The sequence below is a fragment of the Chryseobacterium mulctrae genome, from assembly GCF_006175945.1.
GTDB classification, from domain to species: Bacteria; Bacteroidota; Bacteroidia; order Flavobacteriales; family Weeksellaceae; genus Chryseobacterium; species Chryseobacterium mulctrae.
The window spans coordinates 2,356,499-2,381,936 of the sequence record NZ_VAJL01000001.1; the positions used below are offsets into that span (position 1 = coordinate 2,356,499).

The following is a 25,438-nucleotide window of genomic DNA, read 5'->3' on the forward strand; positions in this document are numbered from 1 at the left end:
ATTGAGTTGTTTTGAGTTTTTGATTGACCTTTTAAGAATAATAAATATATTTTCAAGATTGATGGTAACGCATAAACTCACGCGGAATAGTTGTAAACTTATTTACTCAGTTACTTATATTTACATTCTTATCAGAATTTCTAAAATTTCCTTTTAGCACATCATTAGCCGGATGCAGTGAGAGTTTTGAAATATCAATATCCCATTGAGGATTGCTTTTATTGACAACCATCAAGTTCCTGTCTGATAAATCAAATTTTTCTACAAAACAACAATAGAGCAGTTTACTCATTACTACCCGAATATATTTCCCTTCATTATTTAATTTGCACGACAAAGAGTAAGTTTTATCATTATTGATGATCAAGGTCTGGGACAGTATTTTTTCCTGTAAAAAAATAAACTTGTTTCTTGAAATCCAACCGCTTAATCGTTTTATCCGTCCTTTGTTAGACAACTGATAACGGGATTCGAAGCCTGGAATAGGAACAGGCACCCAGTATTCTCCGGAAAGATCTTTTACGGATAAATTAAAACACGATGGTGGGTTATATGCGTCAATGTTCGGCTTACCAAGTTTCTCCCAGAGATATTTATTGAGTAAACTATTCACATTATATGATATTTTGACCATTTGAAATTCCTCTTTTTTTGGAGGATTTCCCTGCAAAAACCATCGAAATTTTCCGGACGTCAGAATGACCTTATTTATTACATCCATAATGCTTTCACAAGCGATACCCAGTTTTTCTTCTACAGAATAGATACTTTCATAATGAGCAATAAAATCCCCTTCTACTGTATACTGGCTGACTGGTTTCATGTAATCAACATGTACGTTTCTTGTTCTATCCTTGCGAAAAATAGTCATACGCTTTTCTTTTGCTGAAATTTTCTCCAGATTGCTGCTGTGTTTATTAAAAACGTTATCATCTTTACATGAAATCACAAATGAACGATCCTCCAGGTCAAATCTTTCGACAAAATGATAGTATACCAAACGTGCAACAGATCTGGTGTACTTAGATCCATCTGAAGAAAGTCCACAGTTAACATTGTAAATGTAGTTTTTAAGGTAGTTATTATACTGTCTGGTAAAATGCGGCTTGCGGATTTTTTCGGTTATCCAATGTTCTATTCCCATTGTTGTATGAGAAAGACGGCTAAGACTCTTCACCCTTCCATAATTGGATATTTCATAATTCTCAAATCCTTCAATAGACTTCCATTGTTCATCAGGAAGATTTTCTAAAGAATAGTTGTAGAGAACTTCTTTTACATATTCATCCTCAAGTTCTGGTGGCAGTTTCATAAAATAATATTATAAATTCATCATATTTTATCGTTTTTTGAGATTGCAAATGCAGTATTATTTATCTTTTAATTTCGAAAAATAATGGTTTGCTATATTAACACTTCCAGAGATTACTAGACCTCTTATAATTGACCAGAACAATATTTCGTTTAATTTACTTGCCGTGTAATTAGTATCATCATAGAAGTTAATTTCCATTAGAAATATAATTACCGTTATTATAAGCGCACCTAATAAAATTTTTTCTATTCTTCGTGAGTCCATATTATAAGTTTATTTACTATTCCTGAGCTAATGTATCGTTTTTTGAGACTTTTCTTTTTTAACTTTCGGAGTATTAAACAACATATTAAAATTCAAATATTCCAATTTGATAAATATACAAATTTACCAAAACAAAAAAGCTGAAGTTCTCACTTCAGCCTTGTACTTACCTATATTGTATTATAAACTTTTCTTTACGGTCGATTAATCTAACGTGTTACAGACTCAATACTTTCACCAGATGCTTAGGATAATTTTCTAAACATCCCGCAATATCGCCATCTTTAAAAATGTCAAAGCAATTATAATCAGCCACAATTTCAACACCGCAAAAACGATAGTTGCTGGTAATCTGTACTAAAACATCTGCTGTACTTCTGCCTTCAAAAAGCATCTGCTTGGATCATCAAAACTTGCTTTAGGTGCGTTCCAAGTCGAAGAAACCATAAATTTTTTGCCTTGCATTTTTCCGCCTGTTCCATATTGTCGCGTTGCATCTTCACGAGTTCTGCCATCGCCTGAAAGAAATTTAGCACTATGTAGTCCACTGTTGTAAAAGGTACTTTATCCATTGTTTATTTAAATATTTTATCTAGGTATTTCGTGATACTGTGATATTGTGAATATTTGAAATAGCCGTTCATCGTTAGGATAATAGCAATCTATGACTAATTTCTGATGGTCGGTTGGGTCGCCTGGTAAAGAATAACTAACTGTACAGTTTTTATCTCCTAAAAATTCATAATCATTTGCATCTTCATGTACTTTGTATATTTTATTAATGGAGAAAAACATATCTTCTTTCATATTTTTGTTATTTATTCTTACAGATGCTTTCACTTCATCAGAAGAGATATAAATATTGAAAGGATTATCTAAAGAAGGATTATTAGTTGATGTTTTCTCTTTCCCGTTAATTTTATGACTTTGATAAAAACTATATGCAATTACTTTTTTATTAACAAACACTCTTGGCCAATTAGACATTAGTAAAAAATTATTATGGTTTTGAACTGTTTTATTTTGGCTAAAAATCAATGTGTAGCTAAAAATTAGGAATAAAAGAATTTTCTTTTTCATTTTATCGTTTTTTGAGATTTATTTTTTGTAGTTTAAAACTTCAACATATTTAAAATTGTCAACATCAATACCGGGATTAAATCTCTTAAATTCATTTACCGCCATTTGAGCAACATTTATATTGGGAAAAACAGTAGCAGTTACACTAGTTAAAAGTTCATATCTGGATATGCAAACAAAAAGTCCAGTATCAGTTAAGCTACATTTTGATAAATTTTGTTTTGATGATTAAATTCTTCAATTGTATTGTAATTCAGCGTGCTGTGTCGTCTTTTTTTATTGTACCACTCCTGCGAAGGTATTAGAAAGGGATCTACAGAATGAGGATGTAATCTGTTCACTAATCTTTCCAAAGAAGAACTTATTGTCCAATCTTTATCTCCTTGACCTCTGAAAATGAAATTTCGTATAAATGATTCTTTTATCTAAAAAAATCTTTCCATTCTGAAATCTCTGTTTCAACAAATATATTCTCTCGCATAAAGTTTGGTTTTTATATAATTACAGACATATTAAATTTATCGTTTTGCAATAAAATGATACTTAGATTCAATATATGAAACAAAAAATTATAAAAAATACTGTCACGTTAAGAATAGAAAAATACAATTTTAATAACGTGATGGCAAACTTGGGTTGGTAGGCACGTTGCATTTACGCACATCAATTGTGGTAGTTGCTGTATTATTTGTTAAATCATCATCTTGAATTTGTCCCGGATCAACAGTAGAAACAAGTTTGAATGAAGAATTAGCCTTAAATCCTTTAGTATATTCACCTGTGATAGTCAGTATACCAGAAGATTTTGAAGGTATACTTACAGTTCCACTTATATTATTGGATGTTGGACTGGATGTCGGAATTGTGGATGCAGTAAATCCGATAGTAGAAATTCCGGTAATTTTAAAAAGTGAAATTGGAACAGCATTATTAAGAGCATCCTGTACTTTGGAAGTTACACCAATATTACTTAGAGCAGCCCCTGTATCATTAGTAACTTCCACTTTGAATGTTATTGTATTTTTCTTTGAATTACAACTAAATGCCAGATCTGATCTGCTGTCAACTCGCAAGTTACCTGGTGTCGTTAACAAAATATTTCTAATTTCATGAAAATTAAATCCTCCACCTGTTGAAGCTGCAAAGCCAAGTTTTAGATTTGCAGGAATTGGATATGTCGTCGAATTCATATTGTACGTTAGCAAATCTGTGAAGGTTGTTTGATTTTGCTTCCTCCATTTTATATTGATAACATAATCATTACCTGGTTTCGTAACACTGATCTGTACTCTTCGATAGAATGTACCTGGTGAAGGTCGTGTAGGAGTAGTTGTATTAAAATCAATTTCATCACGTTTTCTGATATCACCTTCCGTACCTGACCGATCACCAAGATCTAGACGTGTTAAATATACATTAGAATTTGTAAATGTGGCATTGGTAGGTCCCCTTAGTACAATTGAGTTTGGGTTTAGTCCGGTAGTTCCACCATTCCTTTGTTCAGCAGCTCTTGAATAGTTGCCATATTCATCAAGACCAATTCCAATATAACCTCCTGAAAGTCCTGTAGTGTTTGCCGGACTACTGTATGTTGCATATCCTAATGATCCTCCATATCCACCTAACTTAAAATTTTGATCAGTTACTGATGCATCAAACAGAAATACAGAAAATCCATCTGCACCAGCATAAGTTAAATCATCAACATTTCTCCATGCCAAATATTCAAAATCGGCAATGACACCTAAACCTGTAGGAAATTGCTGTTGCACATACATATACCCTTTCTGATTACCGGTAGCCTCGGTTAGACGAAGCCATCCCTCTCCATTAGGATCGATTCCGGCTGCTGCTGTTAGTTTGGCATTATCTCCGATACGAAGACCATTGGCATCTCGAGTTTTAAGAGGATTGGTGATCGTAAATTGTGCTCTAGCAAAAGAAAAAACCAATGTTATTAATAAAATAAGTGTTTTATAAAAAATTATTCTTTTTTTTATCATATCATTTTTATTTTACTACGAAAACTATATTCATAAAACTGTTTTCATTTGCATTATTGGCCACAGTATAGGACATAACACCACCATTGGTAATTGAAACATTGGTAAAAACAGTTGAATCGAGATATGTTACATAGTACTCGAGATCACCTCTTTCCAAAACTGGTATTTTCCCCAACGATCCAGCACTCGAAACTGCTGGCGTTGTAAATTGCTGCAGATAATCTGCATATAAATCGCGGGAAGCTGCACCAAGTGTCGTGGTGGGAATAAGGATTGAAGGCATATAAAAAAACTTAGGCATAGTTAAACCTACCCATTTTGAAATGCTATTTTTGTAATAATAAAAACCGGGACTTGTTATATTTGAAGTTTTAGTTGTTGATGATGTAGGGATCGCTGTAATATAAACTGTCGTAGCATTCTGATCAGCACCATACAAATTATCCTTCGCAGCAAGTTCTTGTCCAGTAATTCTTAATGTTAAGAAACCTTCCGGAACTGCTGCATTGCCTGATTTAGAAATGTCTAATGATGATTTGGGAGATGCCGTATTAATTCCTACTTGAGCGTTTAATTGGTTAACTAAACATATCAAAATGATATATAAACTATTTTTCATCTTTTTTAAGTGCAAAAATATGAAATTTTAATGTTGAAGAACCAGAATATAGATAATTTGTTATGCCGTAAATTCTATTAAACTATAATACTATATTTTTTTTAAAAATTTAATGTAAAAGGCTCATCATTTTTATAATAAAATGCTTCCATAATTAGAATCGTTTTTTGAGATTTTAATAGCAATTAATAACGTTTCGGGGCTTGGCGATGGCGGGCATTTCGAAGCTGAAACTTTCAACTAAAATAGAAATTACTACCGAAGCAGAAAACGTGAACTGATGACTTTCCGCCAGCTATTGCCAAACCCTTCCTATGTTTGCAATTCTTTAAATTTATTAAATATAAAACTATAAAAAAGAAAGAACAAATGAGCAGAATAAGATAGGCAAACCCTTTAAGTATTTAAGCTTCGCTAACATGATTATCCCTGCTCATTTTCTTACCTCAAACAATTGCGCCATATTCTGTACATGTGTGCCCTAAATGCGAAGAAAACCAATGCGCAATGTAAGACCCTTTTTGACCGACTGGTAGAGAAAGGAAAAAACAAAAAAGCAGCTGTAATTGCGGTGTGCAACAAGCTGCTCAAGATTGTATTTGGGGTAGTAAAAAACAAAACAACGTACCAGGATAATTTTATTGTAAAAAGTGCTTAAAATGTTTGGTTTTTTACACAGTTCATGTTGAACTAAACCTTCGGTAGCTTTCCCAATCGCATAAATTAGTTACTTTGTAAAGTTAATTAAAAAATCACTAGGATGGCTACAAAAAAAAGAGTTTAGACGAGCTCAGAGAAAACAAAATTATCAATCAGGAAAAGCGAGAAGTTCCCGGTTTTACAGAACTTTTAAGCCGTTTTGAACGTACCGTTTCGGTGCTGGGAAGAAGCCAAAGTACGTTCAATAATTACTCCCGACACGTGGCTGCGGTGGCGCTACATTTCGGGAAAATCCCGACAGAATTGGATCCTGAGCAGATCCACGATTACCTTTTTTACCTTCAGAAAAAATCAAAATCACCCTCGCAATCGTATTTTAAACACACGGTTTACAGACTTCGTTTTCTGTTGAAATCGGAAGGTTTGAGCTACGATTATCTAAGTTTACCTGAAATTAAAAAAGAGAAAAAACTGCCTGTAGTGCTCAGTAAACAGGAGGTTTGGCAAATGTTGTCCTGCTGTAAACTTTTAAAACATAAAATCTTAATCGGATTGCTTTACGGTTGCGGTTTGCGCTGTCTGGAAGTCAGAAATCTCCGTTTATGCGATTTGGATTTTTACCGAAAACAGCTGAAAGTGGTTCAGGGAAAAGGCAAAAAAGACCGCTATTTGCCTTTGTCGGAACATTTGATTCGGGGTTTGAAAAAATATATTGAAGCGGAAAAACCGGAAGATTTTCTCTTTGGAGAACCTCGAGCAAATCGTGCAGGTGGAGAATTCGATTCAAGATATTCGCAACGTGGCGTACAATGGGCGGTGAAACAGGCTTCAAAAACGGCAAAAATATTGAAAGAAGTGAGTGTTCATACGCTTCGGCACAGTTTTGCGACGCATCTTTTGGAGGATGGGATGAACATTGTGAGCATCAAAAATCTCCTCGGCCACGAAAACATCGAAACGACCCTCGTTTACCTTCAAATCGCCCAACTTTCTACCCAAAAACTCTTCTCTCCACTGGATACTTTGTTTGAGGAATGCAGAGCGAAGTAGTTGGTTTTGAATTTGTTAAAAGCCAAAATTCAAGCTTTAAATTTAATGAAAATCAACGTTTAGAAATCTCAAAAATACAGTCTGCTCAACCTGAATCTCAACCTCGATACGAAGTCGCAGATGTGTTGAATATTTTAGGTTCAAAACTAGAAAATTTAGGATTAAATTCCTGGCAATTAAGAACTTTATTTGCGTTAAAAAAGTGCCGTACATCGGCTTTGGGCGGTCATATTGACGCTTGTGACGAATGCGGAAATATCAGCATCAGCTACAACTCCTGCCGAAACCGGCACTGCCCGAAATGTCAGGGCAAAAACCGCGAAAAATGGATTGAAAACCGGGAAACCGAACTGCTTCCAGTGCCTTATTTTCACGTGGTTTTTACCGTTCCGGAAGTGCTGAACAAAACCGCACTTCATGCTCCGAAAATGTTGTATGATATTTTATTTGAATCGGCTTGGGAAACGCTGCAAACCTTTGGTGAAAATCGAGGTTTAAAAATGGGAATGATCGCTGTTTTGCATACTTGGGGACAGAATCTGAGTCTGCATCCGCATTTGCACTGCATCGTTCCGGGTGGCGGCGTGGATGAAAACGGAGTTTGGAAAAACATCAGAAGCGACGGTAATTTTTTGTTTCCTGTAAAGGCTTTGAGCAAAGTTTTCAGGGCTAAATTTTGTGAGAAACTGAAGGTTCGGTTATCATTAAAATGTAATAAAAATCAGACGGAAAATGATGAAAATCAATTTGAAAACCGAAAAAATGAAGCAGAAACTTATGAAAAACTCAGACAAAAACTTTGGGAAAAACCTTGGGTAGTTTTCGCTAAAAAACCCTTTGGCAGCCCGAAATCTGTGGTGGAATATTTGGGAAGATATACGCACAAAATCGCGATCAGCAACCAGAGAATCAGGAAAGTTGATGCTGAAAATGTAACGTTGGAGTACAAAGATTACCGCCAAAAAGGCATCAAAAAGCAGATGGTTTTGAGCCATGAGGAGTTTATCCGCCGTTTTGCGATGCATATTTTGCCGAAAAGATTTGTGAAAATCCGCCATTATGGTTTTTTCAGCAGCACGTGGAAACGAATGAACCTAAAAAATCTGCAACAGAATTTAGGCATTGGGCCCAAAGGAAAACTTCCACCCAAAGCTTTTCAGGTGAAATGTAGTTGCTGCAAAGTTGGGAGTTTGGTAACGATTGCCACGTTCGATTTACGCGGTCCGCCAAGTTGGTTTTTGGAGATGAGCCAAAACTATGAAACGCCTAAAATCTAGCATTTTGGGTAAGGGAATTTATGCCCAAAAGTAAAGGAAAACACGATAAAACCTGGAAAAACCACCAAATTCACCAACAAAAAAAGAGACCTTTCTGAAAGTCTCCTGTATATCTTTAAAATCCTTCGTCGGTAAACCCATAATGTTGAAAAAAGCTCCCGAAGCTTCCGTTCAACAGGGTTTTCATTGTTCGTGCTTCGCACGCAACGAAAACTTAGCTATTAGCTGTAGTTTTTTGTTAACTTTCTTGCACTATCAGATGCAATAATTAATCCTCCGGCCAACATAATAATATCTTTTATGACTAGTCTGCCTGCTCCAGAAAGATAAGGGAAACCAAATTGTGGCGTAGGAAAATCTCCTCCTAAATTGGGAACATAAACTTCTGGAGTGGTGATAAGGAAGGATAATGTAACTAAGGACATCCCAAAGGTTAAAAGACCTCCAATCATACCGATTTTAGGAAACCAAATGCCTAATAATACAAATAAACCAATGATCCAAATTACTGTACCTAAACCATAAGCAAATAAATAGGTTCCATTTTCTTGATGCCAATCTATATTTTTCTGAACGATTTTTCCTTCAGGATTTTTATGTAAAGTATATTCAGCAACGCTTTCTCCTTTTTCATTTAATGCAGTTTTGTCCGAATTGTTGTAGAAAAAACTCATCAATGGACTATTGGTAACAAACGGAACAATCCCTTCTGCTTCATAATGAAACGCTTTTAATCCTCCGATCCAAGCCATTACAACAAAGATGGAAATACGAATTAAATTGATAAAATTGGATTGTTGTGACGCTAAAAAAAATGCTAAACTTTTCATTTTGTATAAATTAATGATGTTAGCAAATTTAGACCACTCGTGGCGCAATAAGAATAGATAAATCAGTGAATAACCTAGACTATTTTGCCACGATGGAAATGCCTACATTTTTTCTGTATGAACTAGGAGAGATGCCAACATTCTTTTTAAAATAGCGACTGAAATAAAACTCATCCTCAAAATTCAATTCTTGCGCAATTTCTTTAATTGATTTATAAGTGAGATGAAGTAATTTTTTAGCTTCTAGAATTACACGTTCATTAACCAATTGTGAAGGTGATTTTGAAAACTGTTTCTTTATTTTTTTGCTGAAAGCATCAGTTGATAACGAAAATTCAGACGCATAAAATGCCATACTCCTTTCAGTTTTGTAATGCTTTTCTACCAAATCTTGAAAATAAACTAAGTCTTTATTCGGCAATTCATTTGGCTTTAAATTAACTAGATATTTAGATTTTTCTTTACTAGATATGGACAAGATTAATTGCAAATAGGATTTAACAATCGAATCCGTAAATGGGCTTACTGTTTCATTTTGAATCTCATTATCCATTTTTTCAATTGTATTTACAATTTCATCATAATAGGATTTATTGATATTGAAAAAAGGTTTTTCATAAATATTATTGAATAGAATTCCGTTGCACGAAATCATATTTTTATGATATTCAATACAATAATAATCGCCGTGAAACTGAATTAATTTCAATTCTGTTTTATTAGCGTCAAGCCATTTAAATTGTTGGTTGGGAGTAAGAAATAAAATTGTAGAGCCAGAGCATACATATTGAGTCAAATTAATTTCAAACTTTGCCGAACCATCAAATACTAAAATTTGGTAAAAAGGACAGTTTATTGGCTTTGAAAAGTTATGACTATTAGTGTTTTGTATGGTAATCTGGTTCAAAAGTGACGTTCTTTAAAAATTACAGCTAACGTCAGTCTGTGAAAAAACCTCCGTTAATTACTTTCAAAAGTAGCAAAAACATTTCAATTGTGGGAGATTAAATTCGTATCTTTAGTGATGCAGCATATTATTGGGGTCGCCCGCAATCAGATGATTTTTACGAGTTTAGAACAGAATATTCAGGATGATAGTCCGGTTCTTTTTATCGATGCTTTTGTAGAGAATATCGATTTACAAGCTTTGGGTTTCGAGCTTCAAACTTTGAAAACAGAAGGACGACCGAGTTACAGCACCAAAATATTTCTCAAAATCTATCTGTACGGCTACCTCAATGGCCTTCGCAGCTCGAGGAAACTGGAAAAAGAGTGTACTCGCAATATGGAACTGCAGTGGCTTTTGTACGGATTGATTCCGAATTATCACAGCATTTCAGACTTTAGAAAAGATAATCCTTCGGGCTTAAAAAAGCTGTTTAAGGTGTTTGTTTCATTCCTGAAAGATGTGGATCTGATTGCCTGCGAAACCATCGCCATAGATGGTACCAAAAGCAGAGCTCACAACAGCAAGAAAGCCAATTTTAATCAAAAGAAAATTGAGAAACATCTGGCGTATATTGAGGAGAAGTCACAAGAATATTTAGACCAGTTGGCCGAAAATGATGTACAAGAAAACAGCGAAAAAATTAACAATATTCAGCAGAAAATAGAACGTTTGAAAACCAACCGCATCAGGTACGAACTTCTGGAAGAAAAACTGAAAGTGAGCGGTGAGCCTCAAATCAGCATGACGGATGAAGATTCCAGGGCACTTTTGGTTCAGGGGCAGGTGGTGGAAGTGAGTTACAATATTCAGGCAGCGGTAGATGACAAACACAAACTTGTTGTGGCCACCCACACCATTAATCGCAATGACAGAAATGCTTTGGCAGCAATCGCAATAGAAGCGAAAGAAAATTTAGGAATAGAAACCTTCACCGCTTTGGTCGACAAAGGATATCATTAAAAAGACATTCCCCCAGCACTGACAATAATTAATTAATTTGCTATCGTATCATGTATCAGCGGTTCATTAAAAATTTTATATTTGTATAGGGAATCGTTTTATACTCCTTTACACAAATTTTACATAGAAGGGTTAAAACTCGAATTGTTTTAACCCTTTATTTATAAATTATAAAACTATTGGGTATTTAAATTATTGCTATCGTTTCAGTAAAATAAAAATAAAGTAATCTGCTTTTAGCATTCACAATAAATTCAAATACAATGAGAAAAATTGTTCAGGGACCAATTAGGGATAAGGGAAAGACGAAACAAAGGCTATTAGATGCAGTCGGAAAAATTTTGAAAACAAAAGGGTATTCAGGATTGATGGTTAGTAAAATCGCAGCAGTTGCCGGTTATGACAAAAAACTTATTTATGAATATTTTGGAAGTACGGATAAACTTATTGATGAATACCTTAAATCAAAAGATTACTGGAATACTGCTGATGAAGAAACAGCCAATGTAGATATGAAAGTTCATGGAAATGAGTTGCTAAAATTGGCTTTACTTAGTCAATACAACGATTTAAGAAAAAATAAGGAACTTCAAAAACTTATTCTCTGGCAACTATCAGAAAATCGAACAGAAATAAAAAAGCTTTTTGAACAGAAAGAAAAATCCAGAGAAGCTTTATTTTTAAAATCACATCAAAAATCTGAAGAATACAGAGCGATTATCGCTGTATTAGAAGCGGGAATTTACCATCTTAGTTTATGTGCATCTACAAATGGAAGTCATTTCTGCGGAATAGATACAAAATCTGATGATGGAAGAAAAAAAATTGAAAAAGCAATTATAAATATTTTAGATTTTGCAGAAGAGAAGTTATGATTACTACAGTTTTTAAGAAAAAAATATCGTTTTTTGAGATTGCAAATGCAGTATTATTTATCTTTTAATTTCGAAAAATAATGGTTTGCTATATTAACACTTCCAGAGATTACTAGACCTCTTATAATTGACCAGAACAATATTTCGTTTAATTTACTTGCCGTGTAATTAGTATCATCATAGAAGTTAATTTCCATTAGAAATATAATTACCGTTATTATAAGCGCACCTAATAAAATTTTTTCTATTCTTCGTGAGTCCATATTATAAGTTTATTTACTATTCCTGAGCTAATGTATTGGTTAATGATACAAATATTGATACCGGTGGTGTTGAACCTGTATATGTTAGTTCTATTTCTTACGGAAGAATGGGAGTTCTCTCTATTGAAACTAATGAATTGACAGAGACAGCACGTACAATCCTGAATGAAAGTTTCAGCAAACTTTTCGTTAATGGTGAAAGTACTTTGACTCAGGAAGAAAGAAACTTCCTTGATGGTGCAGATTTTAATCTATATTTAATCGGTGGTAATGGTGTGACGGCTGTCCAGTCTTTCCAGGGGTATCAATCATTTGTAAATCATGTAGCTAAAGGAACATTTTCTAAAAGTCAGCCTGGAGTGCCAATTTTTTGTTCTTACTCATATCTGAATGATAACTCACAGGTAAAAACAACATTTAAGTATGATATTAGAAAACCACCTGTTTATGTACGAATGGTTCACGATAATATAGTTAGTAGCGGACGCAATAAAAATGTAGATCTCAGATTAAACTTCAAGCCGCAGCCAAACTAATATGATTGCTCCCCCAAGTATTAAGTTTGTCATTGAGAAAAAATTAAAAAAAGGAGTTAAAGGTGGAGGGCCTACATCTAATAGCTGGAATTACACAGAAACCACAGAACAGATTACCCTTCAAAACGCAGGGTTAAATACTGGCATGAGCATTCCGAATCAACCTCTTACGAGAGTGGAGGGTGTTTGTGTACCTAGAGGAAGATTTCCTTGTGAATTTGTTTCAAATTATACTGAGAATTATACGTATAGACTTCTTCCAAGCAATAACAATACATTTATTATAATTGACTAATTTTGTGTCATGAAATTATTTACATACATAATTCTTGCAGCATTAACATGTATTGCATGCGAAAATGAGGGTCAGGTCGAAACTACAACCACTACACCAGTATCTTCCACAAAATACAGCATGAATTTTAAAACTTATACTGTAAACAATGTAAATCTATTTAAAGGTCCATCTGGAAATTCGATAACTGCTGATGAAAGCTATATTCAAAATTACTGGTCACTTTATAAGGAGTCTTCTTGGAAAAAAGTAGAACTTGATCTTGAAAATATGACTGTAAAACTCGTCGCTGATAATGCGTCTGATTTGAAATATAACATCTCAATTAAGCAAGATTCTGTCTTTATCAAAGAAAATAGCAATACTGAATATTTTGGAAATTTTGATAAATCGACATCATCTTTAAAACTAAAAAGAGTTTTTAAATATATAAAAAAGGCTCCGGCAGATAGCTCTCAAGCATTGTTTATTTCAAAAACAACAGGTTTTGGAATTGCTAATTACAATAATATTTTTCCGTCATCCACTTTTAGTGGTCCGGGAAATATGACAAACAGCGGAGATGAAGTGTTTTGGGCTAATATAACGTATAATTATAGTTCAAACTAAATACAATTGTTCAGTCATAAATAGGTTTTGATTATTAACAAAAAACCGTTCTCGATTGAGAACGGTTTTATTTTGTAAGAAAGATTTTTCTGATTAAAATAGCTATGTGAATTCAATAAGCTTACTCTATTCATTTTTTTTAAATTTCAGTTTATGTTAATTGACATACCTAAAGATTTTGTATGAGGAAAATTAAAGTAAATGAAAAAAAATTTTATTTTGCTATCCTTTTTCAGTGCAAATTTAACAGTAAAAGATTCATTGAGATTGGGAATACCTTGTAGATACTTCGCTTTTGTCACGAAAGGATTTAGCTTTCTGAAAAATAATAGTGGTTCTGAGTTAACAGTAAATTTAGTTTTTCATGGTGTAAAAATTAATTATTTTTATAATTCGTTTATTTGTCCACAGTTTGATGTATAGAATCAAGAGACTTTTGAGATACCTGTGTGACAATGTTTTTTCGGTCTTCATCTAAAACCCGAAAGCTTATGATTATCCGGCGTGCCATCTCGCCATTAAAATCTTCTGCATCAATTTGTTTTGATATATAACTTTTGTAACCTTAATAATAGGCTTCATCTACATTTTTGGCAGTAATTTCCTCTGATAAAGTTTGGTAATCGTCACCCATCATATCTGACCAGGTATTTTGCCGGACCTCGATGGTGTATTTTTTAGGGAGATTAGGTTTGTTGCAGGAGAATAGAAACCCGAACAGCAAGGCATAGAATAAAATAAAATTTTTCACGGTTTGAAATTTTAAAATTGATTAATCCATAATGTCATTAAAATTATCAAGGTCTTCCTGATCGAGCCAGTATTTATCTGTGATGGGTATTGTTTTAGCTGTTCCGTCCATGTAAATTATATTCACAGACAATAATTTCAGTGTTTCAATAACATCTGTCAACCAAACATTATCGAACGACCATTTTCCTGTTCCAAGACTTTCGACGGGACCAATTCCTTTCCTGCTAACATTTGCGCCCACTCTATCATCTACAGGATTTTTACCGAAGAAATTAAACGTTATATATTTTATCGTTTTTTGAGATTTAATTTAATCTCATCTAACACTAAAACTAAATATTTGAAAAAGAAAAACTAGTATGTATGATTAAAATTCACCTAATTGATTTAATCAACAACTATTTTATAATACCCATTATCAACAGATGAAGGTATATTTTCTATAGTTAATTCATTAATTTCATAACCATCACAATCGCCCGTTAGTTGATTAGATGATATTTTAAAATTAAAAGTTCTTATAGGATCCGAGGTTAGATAAACATTGTAATTTCGCGTACCATCAAATAAACCTACATTTTTTAATAAAATCTTTTTATCATCACGAACTTCCACATTAATTCCAGCAAAATTTCCATTTCCATTATCCTGCTGTACAACAATGTTGCTACTGGTAAGCACTCCGTTTTGAATCAGATTTTCGCCTGAAGAATTTACAAATTCAAAAACTGTAGGTTCAGGGACGGTATAACAATCGTCTTTGCAGTTTTGTAAGAACAGAGTACTTGCAACTATAAGAGCTATTGATTTTTTCATAAAAATTAAAAATGTGATCTAAATTTAAAACTCCAAAAATATTGAATTATTTTGATGTGAATGGAAAAAAATTTTGAGCTGCGGAACTTAATTGACACTTAGTTAATGACTTTTACACTTATTTTTATCAAAAGTAAATATCGATTATTGCAACAAAATAGCCGGAAATGAAGGCATAAAACAAAGACAACGCTACACAAAAGTCAGCAAACAAATGGTGCGCAACACCTACAACGGAAAACATCCCAAGCGGGCAAAAGCGGCAAGGAAATCTCAAAGACAGCTCAAAACCATCGCCATGAGGCTGATTCGTGAATTGCAACGGAATTTTAATGCAGAACAGCAAGAATTTTATAAAGATTTAATGACATTGTACACCAAGGTTGTCACACAAAAAAGAAACGATGCCGATAAAATTTACAGCATTCACAAGCCTTTTACCCGATGTATTGCCAAAGGAAAAGCGCATAGCCCGTATGAATTTGGGAATAAGGTAGGTTTGATCACCACTGCCAATAAAGGAAAGAAAATCATTCTCGGGATTAAAGCATTTTTGCAAACTCCATACGATGGTCACACCATTGAACCGCTTCTGGAACAAATGGAAAACAGTGGTCAGCAACTTCCAAAAGAACTCGTTTACGACCGAGGAGGAAGAGGAAAATCGGAGATAAAAGGTGTAAAAATCTCAATTCCAAGTACTCCAAGAAAAACAGACACGGCTTATCAAAAGCAGACAAAGCGCAAAAAATTCAGAACCAGAGCTGCAATAGAGCCTATCATCGGACATTTGAAAACCGATTTCAGGCTGGCTCAAAATTACTTCATGAGAGAAACGGGACCACAGATCAACGCATTATTATCAGCAACAGCTTGGAACATGAAGAAAATGATGGAAATATTGAAACAGAAAATTATTTTCTTTTTTTATCAGGTACAAATTATCCTATTTTCAAATTTTATTTTAAAAAATAAATTAGAAAGGGGTTTTTATTAAGGAGCGACTAAATATGAATATTAATAGTAGCACGAAAAATTTGAAGGCAGCCTTGATAATTAATGGGTTAAAAAAAATTATTAGTTGTGGTAATCAAGAAATAAATTCTGAAATAGAATCCACAATTCTTTCAGCTGATGTATCGCAAAAATCCATACCGGAATAATCTGGGTTTAAACCACCAATAAAGGGAACGGACATATTATAAAACCTTTTGTTGGCTACCGCATAAATATCTTTATTTTCAAAATGATCTCCGATATTTAAACCTGTGACCAATAAATAATATTTGCCGGTAGAATCCTGTTTAACATTTGGATTTCCTTTCGATACTTCTTCTTCCGCTGCGTTATGATCTTTAAAATACAAAAATCCGGTAGAAATCAATTGATCATCTTTTAAACTTTCAAACGGAAAATCTCCATAATTCATCGGCTTTTGCCCGATTGCATCCACGAACATATTGTATTTTACTTCCTGAGTTTTTCCATTCTTAACAATTTTATACACTGCACCGAAATTTTCGTTAGGAACAACTTCACTATCTCGGTCAACGGAAAAGCTTTCTAACACATTTGCATGATACAAAGCCATTATTTCATGATACGAGGATTGAGGAAGCGAAGCAATGATAATAGAAATTAGAGGCATTAATTTACCTTTTAATCGCAACATATCTTCAGCAGGAAAATGCTTTGCAGGATAATTTACCGCATAACTAAATGCAGAAAGTATTTCTTTCCAAACGATCGATTGATTTCTGTTTATTGATTTTTGTGCTTCAGTAAATTCTGCTTTCAATAATACAAAACTGTCTAACTCATTTCTGATTTTAAGCATTTCTTCCACAAATTCTTCGATAGATAAATCTTTTACCCTGTCGTAAAATTTCTCATCCTTAACTTTCAATCGGTCTAAAAAGTTTTTTTTGTAGACATAATCTAAATCTACAAAACCACCATTTTTATTTTTGTATTGGTGTATCTCATCATTTGACATTGTCCATTTAGTATCAAATGCTTCATCTTCTGTATGAAATCTTAAAGCAGGAAGAAATCCACACAATGAATAAAGATGTATTTTAAAATCTGGACTTTCATCGGATAATATATATTCTAGTGAACCATCATTTAATTTCTTATAAGTTCCGTTGCAACGCGAAAGGGTTTTAATTGCATCAACGGCAGTAAGTGAAGCACCTCTAACCGCTACAGGAAAATTCATCGTACCTGCAAATTTTGAAGGCGGATAAGGGGAGTCAAACCAATTTTCTACTTGTCCTTCAAAATCTTTATTCCACATATGGCCTGTGCAAATAACGAGAAAGTCCGACTTACAGGTTTCACTTTCAGTTATTATATGAAAACTATCTCCGTAATTTTTGATATTTTCAACATTAACATTTAAATACAATTCTACCTCAACACCCATTTTAATGATTTCAGACACATATATTTTGAACTGTTCCTCTAAATAATTTCCTAATAGAAGTCTTGGAATTACTTCATATTCATTAATATTTCCACCCTTAACAAAATCTTCAAACCCTTGGTCAGGTTTTCTGTTGATATAATCTGTAAAAGACTCGAATAATACGGGCAACTCGTTTGCACTAACATTGGCCACGTGTTCTTCTTTACTGCCATATTTTCCATAAGGCATACCTACTCCAAATCTTTCGTTTCGTTCAAATACAAAAATCTTTTTGAGTTGAAGTTTATTTTCATAAATATGTTTCAGCATAAAAAGTGCTGCAGGTCCGCCACCAATCAATGATATGGTTGAACTGTGGATAGAATTATTTTCCAATGAGTTATTTTAAAATTATTATTGAAAGATATATAAAGACAAATAAATAAAAAAAATATCCTCAAATTATAATTTTACCAAAAGAGGTTTCAATTTATATTTAAGGATATGGTTAAAATGATAACATTACCAGTAAGTTAAAATTCTGATATTTATTATTTTAGTTTCGGTTCTCGATCCCAATTTCTGTGTTGTTTTAAAGTATTTATAAATTTTTTAACATCACTAGTCAGGATAAATGCATTATCGTCTTTGCCTGCCTTTGCAAAAAGTGGCGCCTTTGAATAAAACATTTCAGAACCATTACAGCCGCCAATCACTTTGCAATGTTTGATGGCATCGTTTGCAAATTCTACTGCGTTGGAAATTTCTGATACCGCCTTGAAATTTTGCTCACCGCCCACAATATATACTGCGTCAAAAAGTACAGAAGCTGTATTAAAGTAAGTGTCCTTTACCTCAAATTCCTTTCCTTCGCTATCTTTCACTTTTCCTAATTTTGGAGCAATAGGGCAAGCTTCAGCTCCTTCCTTCTCTAGCTCATTTTTAAGTTCGGCAAAAGAACCAGCATCAAAACCATCCGTAACAAAAACCGCTATTTTTCTAGATTTTATACTATCTTTTTTAGTATTCGCCATACTTAAAGCATCCGATTTTTTGGTAGCCGGCTCTTTGATTACTGATGCCACATCTGCAGGACTTTGGTCTGCATTGTGTACATGGTTATCTACTGGTACTGCTTCTTTCGGTGCCTCTAAGCCTAATTTCTCTGCCACATACGATGAAAGATCTAAACTGATATTGCTAAGTTGCTGAACGACTCTTTCGCGAATTGCCGGGGATTTTACCTTTGATAATTCAAATGAAAATGCGTCTTTTATATGATTTTTTTCGTACGTGGATTGGGAGTTAAAAAACATTTTTGCTTGACTGTAGTGGTCGCGGAAACTTTCGCTTCTACCTCTGATGATATGTGCATCAATTTTTTCACCATGAGAAATGAAACCGCCTTCTGTTGCTTTTGCTAAGAAAGGACAGCCACCTGCAACCGAATTTGGAGTGTAATGCGATTTTTCTTTATAGATTCTATGCTGTGCAAAACCATCCCGAAGTGTATTATGAGCATCATTTAATGGTCTGTTGATTGGAAGTTGAGTGAAATTAGCACCGCCTAATCGATGCATTTGTGTATCGTGATAAGAAAAGATTCTTCCCTGCAATAAGGGATCATTACTGAAATCAATCCCAGGAACAATATTTCCCGGAGAGAAAGCGGACTGCTCGTTTTCCGCGAAGAAATTGTCAGGATTTCTATTTAAAGTCATCTTCCCAATAATTTCTACAGGAACTAATTCTTCAGGAATCAATTTGGTAGGGTCTAGAATGTCAAAATCAAATTTAAACTCATCTTCTTCAGGAATAATCTGAACGCCAAATTCCCATTCAGGGAAATTGCCTTTTTCAATGTTTTCCCATAAATCTTCACGGTGGAAATCTGAATTTTTCCCGGAAATTTTTTGCGCTTCATCCCAACAAACGGAATGTACACCCAAAACCGGCTTCCAGTGGAATTTTACAAAATGCGCTTTCCCTTTTTTATTTACTAGTTTGAAAGTATGCACTCCAAAACCTTCCATCATTCTTAAGCTTCGCGGGATCGCTCTGTCGCTCATCGTCCACATGATCATGTGCGAGGCTTCCGGAGATAGAGAAACAAAATCCCAGAAGGTATCGTGAGCGGATGCGGCTTGTGGCATTTCGTTATCAGGTTCCGGTTTTACAGCATGCACAACATCCGGAAATTTCATTGCATCCTGAATGAAAAATACCGGTATATTATTTCCAACGAGGTCGAAATTACCTTGGTTGGTATAGAATTTTACTGCAAATCCTCTTACATCTCGAGCCAAATCTGTCGAACCTTTAAATCCTGCTACAGTAGAAAGTCTTACAAACACGGGGGTTTCTTTTCCAACGCCATTGAGAAAATCGGCGGACGTATATTCGCTCATATCTTTTTGAAGGGTGAAAATTCCATGCGCCGCCGCAGCTCTCGCGTGCACAACTCTTTCTGGAATTCTTTCCCGGTCGAAATGTGCTAGTTTTTCTCTTAAAAGAAAATCTTCTAAAAGGGAAGGTCCTCTTTCTCCTGCTTTCAAAGAATTGTGGGAATCATGTACAGGAATGCCGTGTTCCGAGACGAATGTCTTTCCGTCGTTCGAGATGAAGTTTTTAGAAAGGTCATCAATTTTTGCGCTGTGATTTGGTTTTTCTTTTTTCATAATATAATATTTATTTGCTTTGATTTTTTTATCTCGCTCGACTACATCCCTAAAAATTGCATGTAATATTCCGTTTCTTTCAAAGGAGTAACCAGCAATCCTTTTTATTTTAAAGAAAAATTTAATTTAAAATCCATCTCATACGGGCTATGTTAATCAATTTTAATCAAAACTAATGCTGTGCTCTGAAAAGTTCGGTGTAGGATAAATAAATTCCTATACAATAGAATGGATCATTTCTACATTTTGCTAACAATCCTCAATGTAATCTCCAAATTATTTTACCGCATAGAATCATATTTTGATTAACCATGAAAGGTGCATCATTTAACTTTTTAACCATGGCAAATTAAATGCCATTTTTAAATTGTATGAATTATTTTTTTTGTGAAATTTTCGTCCGAATAATAAATAGTACAACAGATTGATCATTCTCATCTATTTTAAAACTCATTTGAACTTAATAGTTCATCAATGCGATTGATTTCATTAAGTTTTTTTCCATTGTTTAAGATCGAATTTTAATAAGCTGCAATTTTCGATCGCCCGTTAATGATAGAAACAAGATTAAATTGATAGTCATATTGGTATAAAAAAGAAAAGCATTTTTTTTGTCTCTAAAAATTAATTTTTTAAATCATAGAGCCTGTTTAAAAATTAAATTAGAAAAATTCGTATGGCGTTTATTTTATAAAATAATCTTATAAAAAAAACTGATTGTCAGTTGTTTATGTTGTTTATTTTCCGTAACTTGTTGGTTACTAATCAATTAAATTACAGTGAAAAATTACTCAACAAACATTTCTGACAATCAGTGGCAATTTATAAAAAAGACTTTGAACCTCAATGACAGAAAGCGAAAATATGGTTTAAGAACCATTTGGAACGCCATAATGTATTTGGTGAAAACCGGTTGCCAATGGAGGATGTTACCCAATGATTTTCCGAAATGGGAATTGGTCTATTACTATTACAGCAAATGGGCAAATGCAGAGGATTTTGATCTGCTTCTTTCGAAATTACGGGAAAAAGTCAGGTTGAAAAGAAATCAAAAAAGAGAACCGAGTTTAGGCATAATGGACAGTCAGAGTGTAAGATGGGGAAACAACCGCTCATTAAATGGTTTTGACGGGAATAAAAAAGTAAAAGGAATTAAAAGACATGTGGTGGTTGATAAAAACGGATTTTTATTAGCAATAATGGTTACTGTAGCCAATGTTCATGACAGTAAAGCTGTTGATTTTCTCATGAGAACTTTGGCATATTTCTTAAGTCCTGTGAAGATTATTCTTGCTGATGGAGGTTACAGAGGAGAAATCATAGAACAGGTGAAAAATAAGTTTGCTTATCTAATCAATGTGGTGATGAGAAATGATGAAAAGAAAACAGATTTTAAGCCCTTTTCTAAAAGATGGATTATTGAACGGACATTTTCCTGGTTTGATAACGACAGGAGATTATGCAGGAATTACGAATTACTAATGGAAAATTCTGAAAATATGGTAAAATTATCCACTATAAAAAATTTATTGAATAAAATTTAAACAGGCTCTTATTATATTGTAAAATTATAATTAGATTTTCTTTTGCGAGATTATGAATAATTTTTAATTTTGTTTATTCTAAATAAAAATAATTACACACTACTACCAAATGAAAAAAACACTATTATGCTTAGGGAGTGTATTCCTTGTATCGGGAATTGCAAAAGCCCAGAAAAATGTTATTAAGGTAAATGATTCTGTTAAACAAGGAAGGCTTGATGAAGTCATTATAACAGTAACCAGGACACCAGAGATAATAAAGAAAACAGCCTCAACAGTACACATTGTCAACCGTAAAGAAATTGAAGAGCAAGCTGCAATTTCTCCGGATCTTAGTAACATCCTTGCTTATCAGGTTCCCGGATTGGCTTTTGGAAATAATCTGGTCGGAAACAGAGGGCAAACATTAAGAGGAAGAAATGTATTGATAATGATAGACGGAATTCCACAATCCAGCCCGCTTCGGAATAACGACAGAGAGATTAGAAGTATAGATCCTTCTGTACTTGAAAGAATTGAAGTTGTTAAAGGAGCAACATCTATTTATGGAAATGGTGCAGAAGGAGGGATTATTAATTATATAACTCAAAAAGATAATTCGAAAAAGTCAATATCCGGAAAAACTGTCTTGGGGTTTACGGGGCATGAATTATTCAATAACAAGATGTTTAAATCTGAGGGAGGAGCCGGATATAGAATATCACAGAGCTTTTATGGAAAGCTGGGCAAATTTGATTATCTGGTAAACGGAACCTTCACAGAGAATGGCGTTAAGATAGATGGAGAAGGTTTAGTCCAAAACCCCAGATATGGACTTGGTGAAACAAAGGTAAATAATGCCTTTGCAAAATTGGGTTATTCCTTCAATGACAAAAGCAGAATAGAATTGATGTACAATTACTATTCTAGTTTGCAGGATTCCAAATATATCCTGGATAAAGGAAAGTATGGTGAAAGGCCGTCAACTGGTAAAATAGGAGAAAGTCTTGGTGTAAAAGAAGGAACTAAATATAATCACAACGCTTATTTGAAATATAGCAATACTTCTATATTCCGTAATACATCGTTCAATGCATCCGTTTATTTTCAAGACTTTTATACAATTTACGACTACAGAGAAGCTCCCCGTTGGAAAACAGGTGGCCAATCTGCAATTCTGGAAAAGAAATATGGCTTTCGTACCGACTTTAATACAGAATTCAGAAAAGAAGGTATATTAAAAGCTTCACTTACTTATGGTATAGATTTACTGAATGAACATACTACGCAGCCATTAGTAGATGGCAGAGTATGGGTTCCTGAATTGAATATGATGGCATTTGCACCATTTATACAAAGTAAACTATATCTTACGGAAGATTTAACAGTAAAAATGGGAAGCCGTTGGGATTTAATGAATATAAAAGTTCCGGATTATACAACGCTTCCTTCCGGAAAAGACAGTGCTTTTAATGTCCAGGGAGGAAGTCTGAAGTATAAAAACTTCTCATACAATGCCGGACTTAGTTATACCGCCTTTAGCTATTTCCAGCCATTTACATCCTATTCCAGAGGATTCAACATTTATGATCTTGGACGTGTACTGAGAGATGCTAAAAGTAATGTGCTAAACGAAATTAACACAGAACCCGTTGTAGTAGACAGCTACGAAATAGGTTTTAATAGTAAAATAGGTAAAGTTATAGACTTTTCTGCAAGTTATTTTTATAATTACTCTAAGCTTGGTGCAGATTTAGTTTCTGTGAATGGTTTTTGGACACCATTGCGAGCACCACAATATATTAGTGGAGTAGATCTTGTAATGAATGTTTATCCGGCAAGAGGATTGAATATAGGCGTGAATTATACTTATCAGGAAGGGAAGGTAGATGTAAATAATGACAATACCTATCAAAAATATCTGAGCGGGTTGAGAATTGCTCCGCCAAGACTAAATTCTTATGTTAAATGGATGTCAGATGATAAAAAACTGAATTTAGGTCTATATCATATGTACTCATTCAAAAGGGATCGGTTTTCTCCGGATAAATCTGGGAAATATGAAGAAGGAGAAGGGCCTGTAGAATCTTTCAATCTATTCAACTTTCAGGGAAGTTATAAATTTAATCAGTTTATAATGTTAGGGCTGGGAGTAGAGAACCTGTTTAATAAAACCTATTTTACTCCTACATCTATGTACACTGCAAGAGATGCTGAATATGTAAGAGGTAATGGAAGATATTATACATTGACATTAAGTTTTAAATACTGGTAGTGCATTATTAAGAGCCTGTTTAAAAATTAAATTAGAAAAATTCGTACGGCGTTTATTTTATAAAATAATCTTATAAAAAACTGATTGTCAGTTGTTTATGTTGTTTATTTTCCGTAACTTGTTGGTTACTAATCAATTAAATTACAGTGAAAAATTACTCGACAAACATTTCTGACAATCAGTGGCAATTTATAAAAAAGACTTTGAACCTCAATGACAGAAAGCGAAAATATGGTTTAAGAACCATTTGGAACGCCATAATGTATTTGGTGAAAACCGGTTGCCAATGGAGGATGTTACCCAATGATTTTCCGAAATGGGAATTGGTCTATTACTATTACAGCAAATGGGCAAATGCAGAGGATTTTGATCTGCTTCTTTCGAAATTACGGGAAAAAGTCAGGTTGAAAAGAAATCAAAAAAGAGAACCGAGTTTAGGCATAATGGACAGTCAGAGTGTAAGATGGGGAAACAACCGCTCATTAAATGGTTTTGACGGGAATAAAAAAGTAAAAGGAATTAAAAGACATGTGGTGGTTGATAAAAACGGATTTTTATTAGCAATAATGGTTACTGTAGCCAATTGTAATCTTCCCGAAAAACCGGAACATTTAAAAATATAGTTTTTAAATTTGGAAGACAATGAAAAACAGTAAATTTTCAGAAGTTCAGATCATTAAGATTCTATCTGAACAAAATCAAGGCAAAACAGTGAATGAGATCTGCCGGGAGCACGGCATCAGCCAGCCGACATTTTACAAATGGAAGAGTAAATAGTCTCTCCTTAAACCACCTATAATTTACTGATTATTAGTATTTTGGGTTTAAAATAGCTTGTTTTTTATTGCAAGAATTTGTATCTTAGAGCTTTAAAACCTTGCAAATATGTTGGGGAAAAATCCAGAAAAGAAGCCAGAATTATTCCGCCCAATGTTGGTGGATTTTATTGACCACGAGCATGAACTTGTTCTACTTTCAGAAAAAATTGATTGAAATTATTTTGAGAAAGAATTTTCGTCCTTGTATTCCAAAGTGGGCAATCCGAGCCATCCGATTCGGTTTATGGTGGGTTGTTTGCTACTGAAACATTTGTATAATTTGGGCGATGAGACGTTGGAAAAAGCCTGGATCATGAATCCTTATATGCAGTATTTTTGTGGCAGGGTTTTCTTTGAACACGAATTTCCTTGTGACCCGAGTAATTTTGTTCATTTCCGAAAAAGAATTGGCGAAAAAGGTATCGAAAAAATCTTTGCCTACAGCGTAAGAATGCACGATGCCAAGACGAACACCTCAAATTTTGTTTTGTCCGATACTACCGTTCAGGAGAATAATACCTCTTTTCCTACCGATGCAAAATTGTGCAAAAAAGTGATCGTTTTTTGAGATTTTAAT

General features: G+C 33.9%; 25 protein-coding genes and 1 pseudogene. 14 read left to right on the plus strand and 12 right to left on the minus strand.

Annotated elements, in window-relative coordinates; genetic code table 11:
• Nucleotides 1–106: 106 nt before the first annotated feature.
• The 5 genes from FDY99_RS10755 to FDY99_RS10775 form a co-directional block, all read right to left on the minus strand.
• On the minus strand, nucleotides 107–1,312 hold the full coding sequence (locus FDY99_RS10755; RefSeq protein ID WP_079467325.1) for an NUMOD4 domain-containing protein: 1,206 nt from the start codon (nucleotides 1,310–1,312) through the stop codon (nucleotides 107–109).
• A gap of 484 nt (nucleotides 1,313–1,796) precedes the next feature.
• Entirely contained in the window at nucleotides 1,797–1,973 is a 177-nt protein-coding gene (locus FDY99_RS23200; RefSeq protein ID WP_185148725.1) for a hypothetical protein, read from the minus strand.
• Between the two features lie 194 nt (nucleotides 1,974–2,167).
• A complete protein-coding gene (locus tag FDY99_RS10765; protein WP_139421396.1) occupies nucleotides 2,168–2,659 on the minus strand; it encodes a hypothetical protein in 492 nt (163 codons plus the stop codon).
• Between the two features lie 611 nt (nucleotides 2,660–3,270).
• Nucleotides 3,271–4,662, minus strand: a complete 1,392-nt coding sequence (locus FDY99_RS10770; RefSeq protein ID WP_139421398.1) for an L-type lectin family protein — start codon at nucleotides 4,660–4,662, stop codon at nucleotides 3,271–3,273.
• Between the two features lie 7 nt (nucleotides 4,663–4,669).
• On the minus strand, nucleotides 4,670–5,260 hold the full coding sequence (locus FDY99_RS10775) for a hypothetical protein (protein WP_139421400.1): 591 nt from the start codon (nucleotides 5,258–5,260) through the stop codon (nucleotides 4,670–4,672).
• A gap of 496 nt (nucleotides 5,261–5,756) precedes the next feature.
• Here FDY99_RS10775 and FDY99_RS10780 point away from each other — a divergent pair, with 496 nt between their 5' ends.
• The 3 genes from FDY99_RS10780 (at nucleotide 5,757) to FDY99_RS10790 (ending at nucleotide 8,271) form a co-directional block, all read left to right on the plus strand.
• Nucleotides 5,757–5,942: a hypothetical protein gene (locus FDY99_RS10780; protein WP_139421402.1), complete on the plus strand. Its 186-nt coding sequence runs from the start codon at nucleotides 5,757–5,759 to the stop codon at nucleotides 5,940–5,942.
• A 218-nt stretch (nucleotides 5,943–6,160) separates the two neighbouring features.
• Entirely contained in the window at nucleotides 6,161–6,994 is an 834-nt protein-coding gene (locus FDY99_RS10785; RefSeq protein ID WP_228448773.1) for a tyrosine-type recombinase/integrase, read from the plus strand.
• Nucleotides 6,979–8,271, plus strand: coding sequence for an IS91 family transposase (locus FDY99_RS10790; RefSeq protein WP_228448774.1), 1,293 nt, complete (start codon nucleotides 6,979–6,981; stop codon nucleotides 8,269–8,271). The genes FDY99_RS10785 and FDY99_RS10790 overlap by 16 nt, the downstream gene beginning before the upstream one ends.
• 221 nt (nucleotides 8,272–8,492) lie before the next feature.
• On the opposite strand, the gene FDY99_RS10795 is transcribed toward FDY99_RS10790, so the two are convergent.
• Both FDY99_RS10795 and FDY99_RS23335 read right to left on the minus strand, forming a co-directional pair.
• Nucleotides 8,493–9,101, minus strand: a complete 609-nt coding sequence (locus FDY99_RS10795; RefSeq protein ID WP_034980113.1) for a DUF417 family protein — start codon at nucleotides 9,099–9,101, stop codon at nucleotides 8,493–8,495.
• A 79-nt stretch (nucleotides 9,102–9,180) separates the two neighbouring features.
• Nucleotides 9,181–9,654, minus strand: coding sequence for a helix-turn-helix domain-containing protein (locus tag FDY99_RS23335; RefSeq protein WP_228448775.1), 474 nt, complete (start codon nucleotides 9,652–9,654; stop codon nucleotides 9,181–9,183).
• A 471-nt stretch (nucleotides 9,655–10,125) separates the two neighbouring features.
• On the opposite strand from FDY99_RS23335, the gene FDY99_RS10805 reads away from it, so the two are divergent.
• From FDY99_RS10805 to FDY99_RS10825, 5 genes are all read left to right on the plus strand, one after another.
• Complete coding sequence (locus FDY99_RS10805; RefSeq protein ID WP_228448776.1) at nucleotides 10,126–11,010, plus strand: transposase; 885 nt, start codon at nucleotides 10,126–10,128, stop codon at nucleotides 11,008–11,010.
• 263 nt (nucleotides 11,011–11,273) lie between these two features.
• A complete protein-coding gene (locus tag FDY99_RS10810) occupies nucleotides 11,274–11,885 on the plus strand; it encodes a TetR/AcrR family transcriptional regulator (protein WP_065722177.1) in 612 nt (203 codons plus the stop codon).
• A 298-nt stretch (nucleotides 11,886–12,183) separates the two neighbouring features.
• Nucleotides 12,184–12,684, plus strand: coding sequence for a thiol-activated cytolysin family protein (locus FDY99_RS10815; protein ID WP_228448777.1), 501 nt, complete (start codon nucleotides 12,184–12,186; stop codon nucleotides 12,682–12,684).
• Between the two features lies 1 nt (nucleotide 12,685).
• A complete protein-coding gene (locus FDY99_RS10820; RefSeq protein WP_139421405.1) occupies nucleotides 12,686–12,979 on the plus strand; it encodes a hypothetical protein in 294 nt (97 codons plus the stop codon).
• Between the two features lie 9 nt (nucleotides 12,980–12,988).
• The gene (locus tag FDY99_RS10825) at nucleotides 12,989–13,588 is read left to right on the plus strand and encodes a hypothetical protein (RefSeq protein WP_073336897.1); all 600 of its coding nucleotides are present in this window, start codon (nucleotides 12,989–12,991) and stop codon (nucleotides 13,586–13,588) included.
• A 565-nt stretch (nucleotides 13,589–14,153) separates the two neighbouring features.
• Here FDY99_RS10825 and FDY99_RS10830 read toward each other — a convergent pair.
• The 3 genes from FDY99_RS10830 to FDY99_RS10840 form a co-directional block, all read right to left on the minus strand.
• Complete coding sequence (locus tag FDY99_RS10830; protein ID WP_123962802.1) at nucleotides 14,154–14,339, minus strand: hypothetical protein; 186 nt, start codon at nucleotides 14,337–14,339, stop codon at nucleotides 14,154–14,156.
• A 21-nt stretch (nucleotides 14,340–14,360) separates the two neighbouring features.
• Nucleotides 14,361–14,582 carry a hypothetical protein gene (locus tag FDY99_RS10835; protein WP_115949200.1) on the minus strand — a complete coding sequence of 74 codons (222 nt, stop codon included), beginning with the start codon at nucleotides 14,580–14,582 and terminating at the stop codon, nucleotides 14,361–14,363.
• A 146-nt stretch (nucleotides 14,583–14,728) separates the two neighbouring features.
• Nucleotides 14,729–15,157, minus strand: a complete 429-nt coding sequence (locus FDY99_RS10840; protein WP_034751574.1) for a hypothetical protein — start codon at nucleotides 15,155–15,157, stop codon at nucleotides 14,729–14,731.
• Between the two features lie 214 nt (nucleotides 15,158–15,371).
• Between FDY99_RS10840 and FDY99_RS10845 the strand changes: the two genes are divergently transcribed.
• Complete coding sequence (locus tag FDY99_RS10845) at nucleotides 15,372–16,154, plus strand: hypothetical protein (RefSeq protein WP_139421407.1); 783 nt, start codon at nucleotides 15,372–15,374, stop codon at nucleotides 16,152–16,154.
• Nucleotides 16,155–16,247: 93 nt separating this feature from the next.
• Here the strand turns inward: FDY99_RS10845 and FDY99_RS10850 are convergent, their stop codons facing one another.
• Together FDY99_RS10850 and FDY99_RS10855 are read right to left on the minus strand one after the other, a co-directional pair.
• Nucleotides 16,248–17,963 (minus strand): FAD/NAD(P)-binding protein, encoded by a 1,716-nt coding sequence (locus FDY99_RS10850; RefSeq protein WP_139421409.1) that lies wholly within the window; start codon nucleotides 17,961–17,963, stop codon nucleotides 16,248–16,250.
• 155 nt (nucleotides 17,964–18,118) lie between these two features.
• Nucleotides 18,119–20,245 carry a catalase gene (locus FDY99_RS10855; protein ID WP_139421411.1) on the minus strand — a complete coding sequence of 709 codons (2,127 nt, stop codon included), beginning with the start codon at nucleotides 20,243–20,245 and terminating at the stop codon, nucleotides 18,119–18,121.
• A 779-nt stretch (nucleotides 20,246–21,024) separates the two neighbouring features.
• Between FDY99_RS10855 and FDY99_RS10860 the strand changes: the two genes are divergently transcribed.
• From FDY99_RS10860 to FDY99_RS10880, 5 genes and pseudogenes are all read left to right on the plus strand, one after another.
• Nucleotides 21,025–21,789: an IS5 family transposase gene (locus tag FDY99_RS10860; protein ID WP_139421414.1), complete on the plus strand. Its 765-nt coding sequence runs from the start codon at nucleotides 21,025–21,027 to the stop codon at nucleotides 21,787–21,789.
• 109 nt (nucleotides 21,790–21,898) lie between these two features.
• The gene (locus FDY99_RS10865; RefSeq protein ID WP_139421416.1) at nucleotides 21,899–24,043 is read left to right on the plus strand and encodes a TonB-dependent receptor; all 2,145 of its coding nucleotides are present in this window, start codon (nucleotides 21,899–21,901) and stop codon (nucleotides 24,041–24,043) included.
• Nucleotides 24,044–24,189: 146 nt separating this feature from the next.
• Nucleotides 24,190–24,666, plus strand: coding sequence for an IS5 family transposase (locus tag FDY99_RS10870; RefSeq protein ID WP_228448778.1), 477 nt, complete (start codon nucleotides 24,190–24,192; stop codon nucleotides 24,664–24,666).
• Between the two features lie 19 nt (nucleotides 24,667–24,685).
• A pseudogene (locus FDY99_RS10875) lies at nucleotides 24,686–24,817 on the plus strand (transposase); the annotation flags it as partial.
• A 258-nt stretch (nucleotides 24,818–25,075) separates the two neighbouring features.
• Entirely contained in the window at nucleotides 25,076–25,429 is a 354-nt protein-coding gene (locus FDY99_RS10880; protein WP_139421420.1) for a transposase, read from the plus strand.
• Nucleotides 25,430–25,438: the final 9 nt, after the last annotated feature.

Coding starts and splice junctions, on each gene's coding strand:
- FDY99_RS10755 (WP_079467325.1), bottom strand. CDS start 1,312: ATGAAACTGCCACCAGAACTTGAGGATGAATATGTAAAAGAAGTTCTC.
- FDY99_RS23200 (WP_185148725.1), bottom strand. CDS start 1,973: ATGCTTTTTGAAGGCAGAAGTACAGCAGATGTTTTAGTACAGATTACC.
- FDY99_RS10765 (WP_139421396.1), bottom strand. CDS start 2,659: ATGAAAAAGAAAATTCTTTTATTCCTAATTTTTAGCTACACATTGATT.
- FDY99_RS10770 (WP_139421398.1), bottom strand. CDS start 4,662: ATGATAAAAAAAAGAATAATTTTTTATAAAACACTTATTTTATTAATA.
- FDY99_RS10780 (WP_139421402.1), top strand. CDS start 5,757: ATGTGTGCCCTAAATGCGAAGAAAACCAATGCGCAATGTAAGACCCTT.
- FDY99_RS10790 (WP_228448774.1), top strand. CDS start 6,979: ATGCAGAGCGAAGTAGTTGGTTTTGAATTTGTTAAAAGCCAAAATTCA.
- FDY99_RS10795 (WP_034980113.1), bottom strand. CDS start 9,101: ATGAAAAGTTTAGCATTTTTTTTAGCGTCACAACAATCCAATTTTATC.
- FDY99_RS23335 (WP_228448775.1), bottom strand. CDS start 9,654: ATGGATAATGAGATTCAAAATGAAACAGTAAGCCCATTTACGGATTCG.
- FDY99_RS10805 (WP_228448776.1), top strand. CDS start 10,126: ATGCAGCATATTATTGGGGTCGCCCGCAATCAGATGATTTTTACGAGT.
- FDY99_RS10810 (WP_065722177.1), top strand. CDS start 11,274: ATGAGAAAAATTGTTCAGGGACCAATTAGGGATAAGGGAAAGACGAAA.
- FDY99_RS10820 (WP_139421405.1), top strand. CDS start 12,686: ATGATTGCTCCCCCAAGTATTAAGTTTGTCATTGAGAAAAAATTAAAA.
- FDY99_RS10825 (WP_073336897.1), top strand. CDS start 12,989: ATGAAATTATTTACATACATAATTCTTGCAGCATTAACATGTATTGCA.
- FDY99_RS10840 (WP_034751574.1), bottom strand. CDS start 15,157: ATGAAAAAATCAATAGCTCTTATAGTTGCAAGTACTCTGTTCTTACAA.
- FDY99_RS10845 (WP_139421407.1), top strand. CDS start 15,372: ATGGTGCGCAACACCTACAACGGAAAACATCCCAAGCGGGCAAAAGCG.
- FDY99_RS10855 (WP_139421411.1), bottom strand. CDS start 20,245: ATGAAAAAAGAAAAACCAAATCACAGCGCAAAAATTGATGACCTTTCT.
- FDY99_RS10865 (WP_139421416.1), top strand. CDS start 21,899: ATGAAAAAAACACTATTATGCTTAGGGAGTGTATTCCTTGTATCGGGA.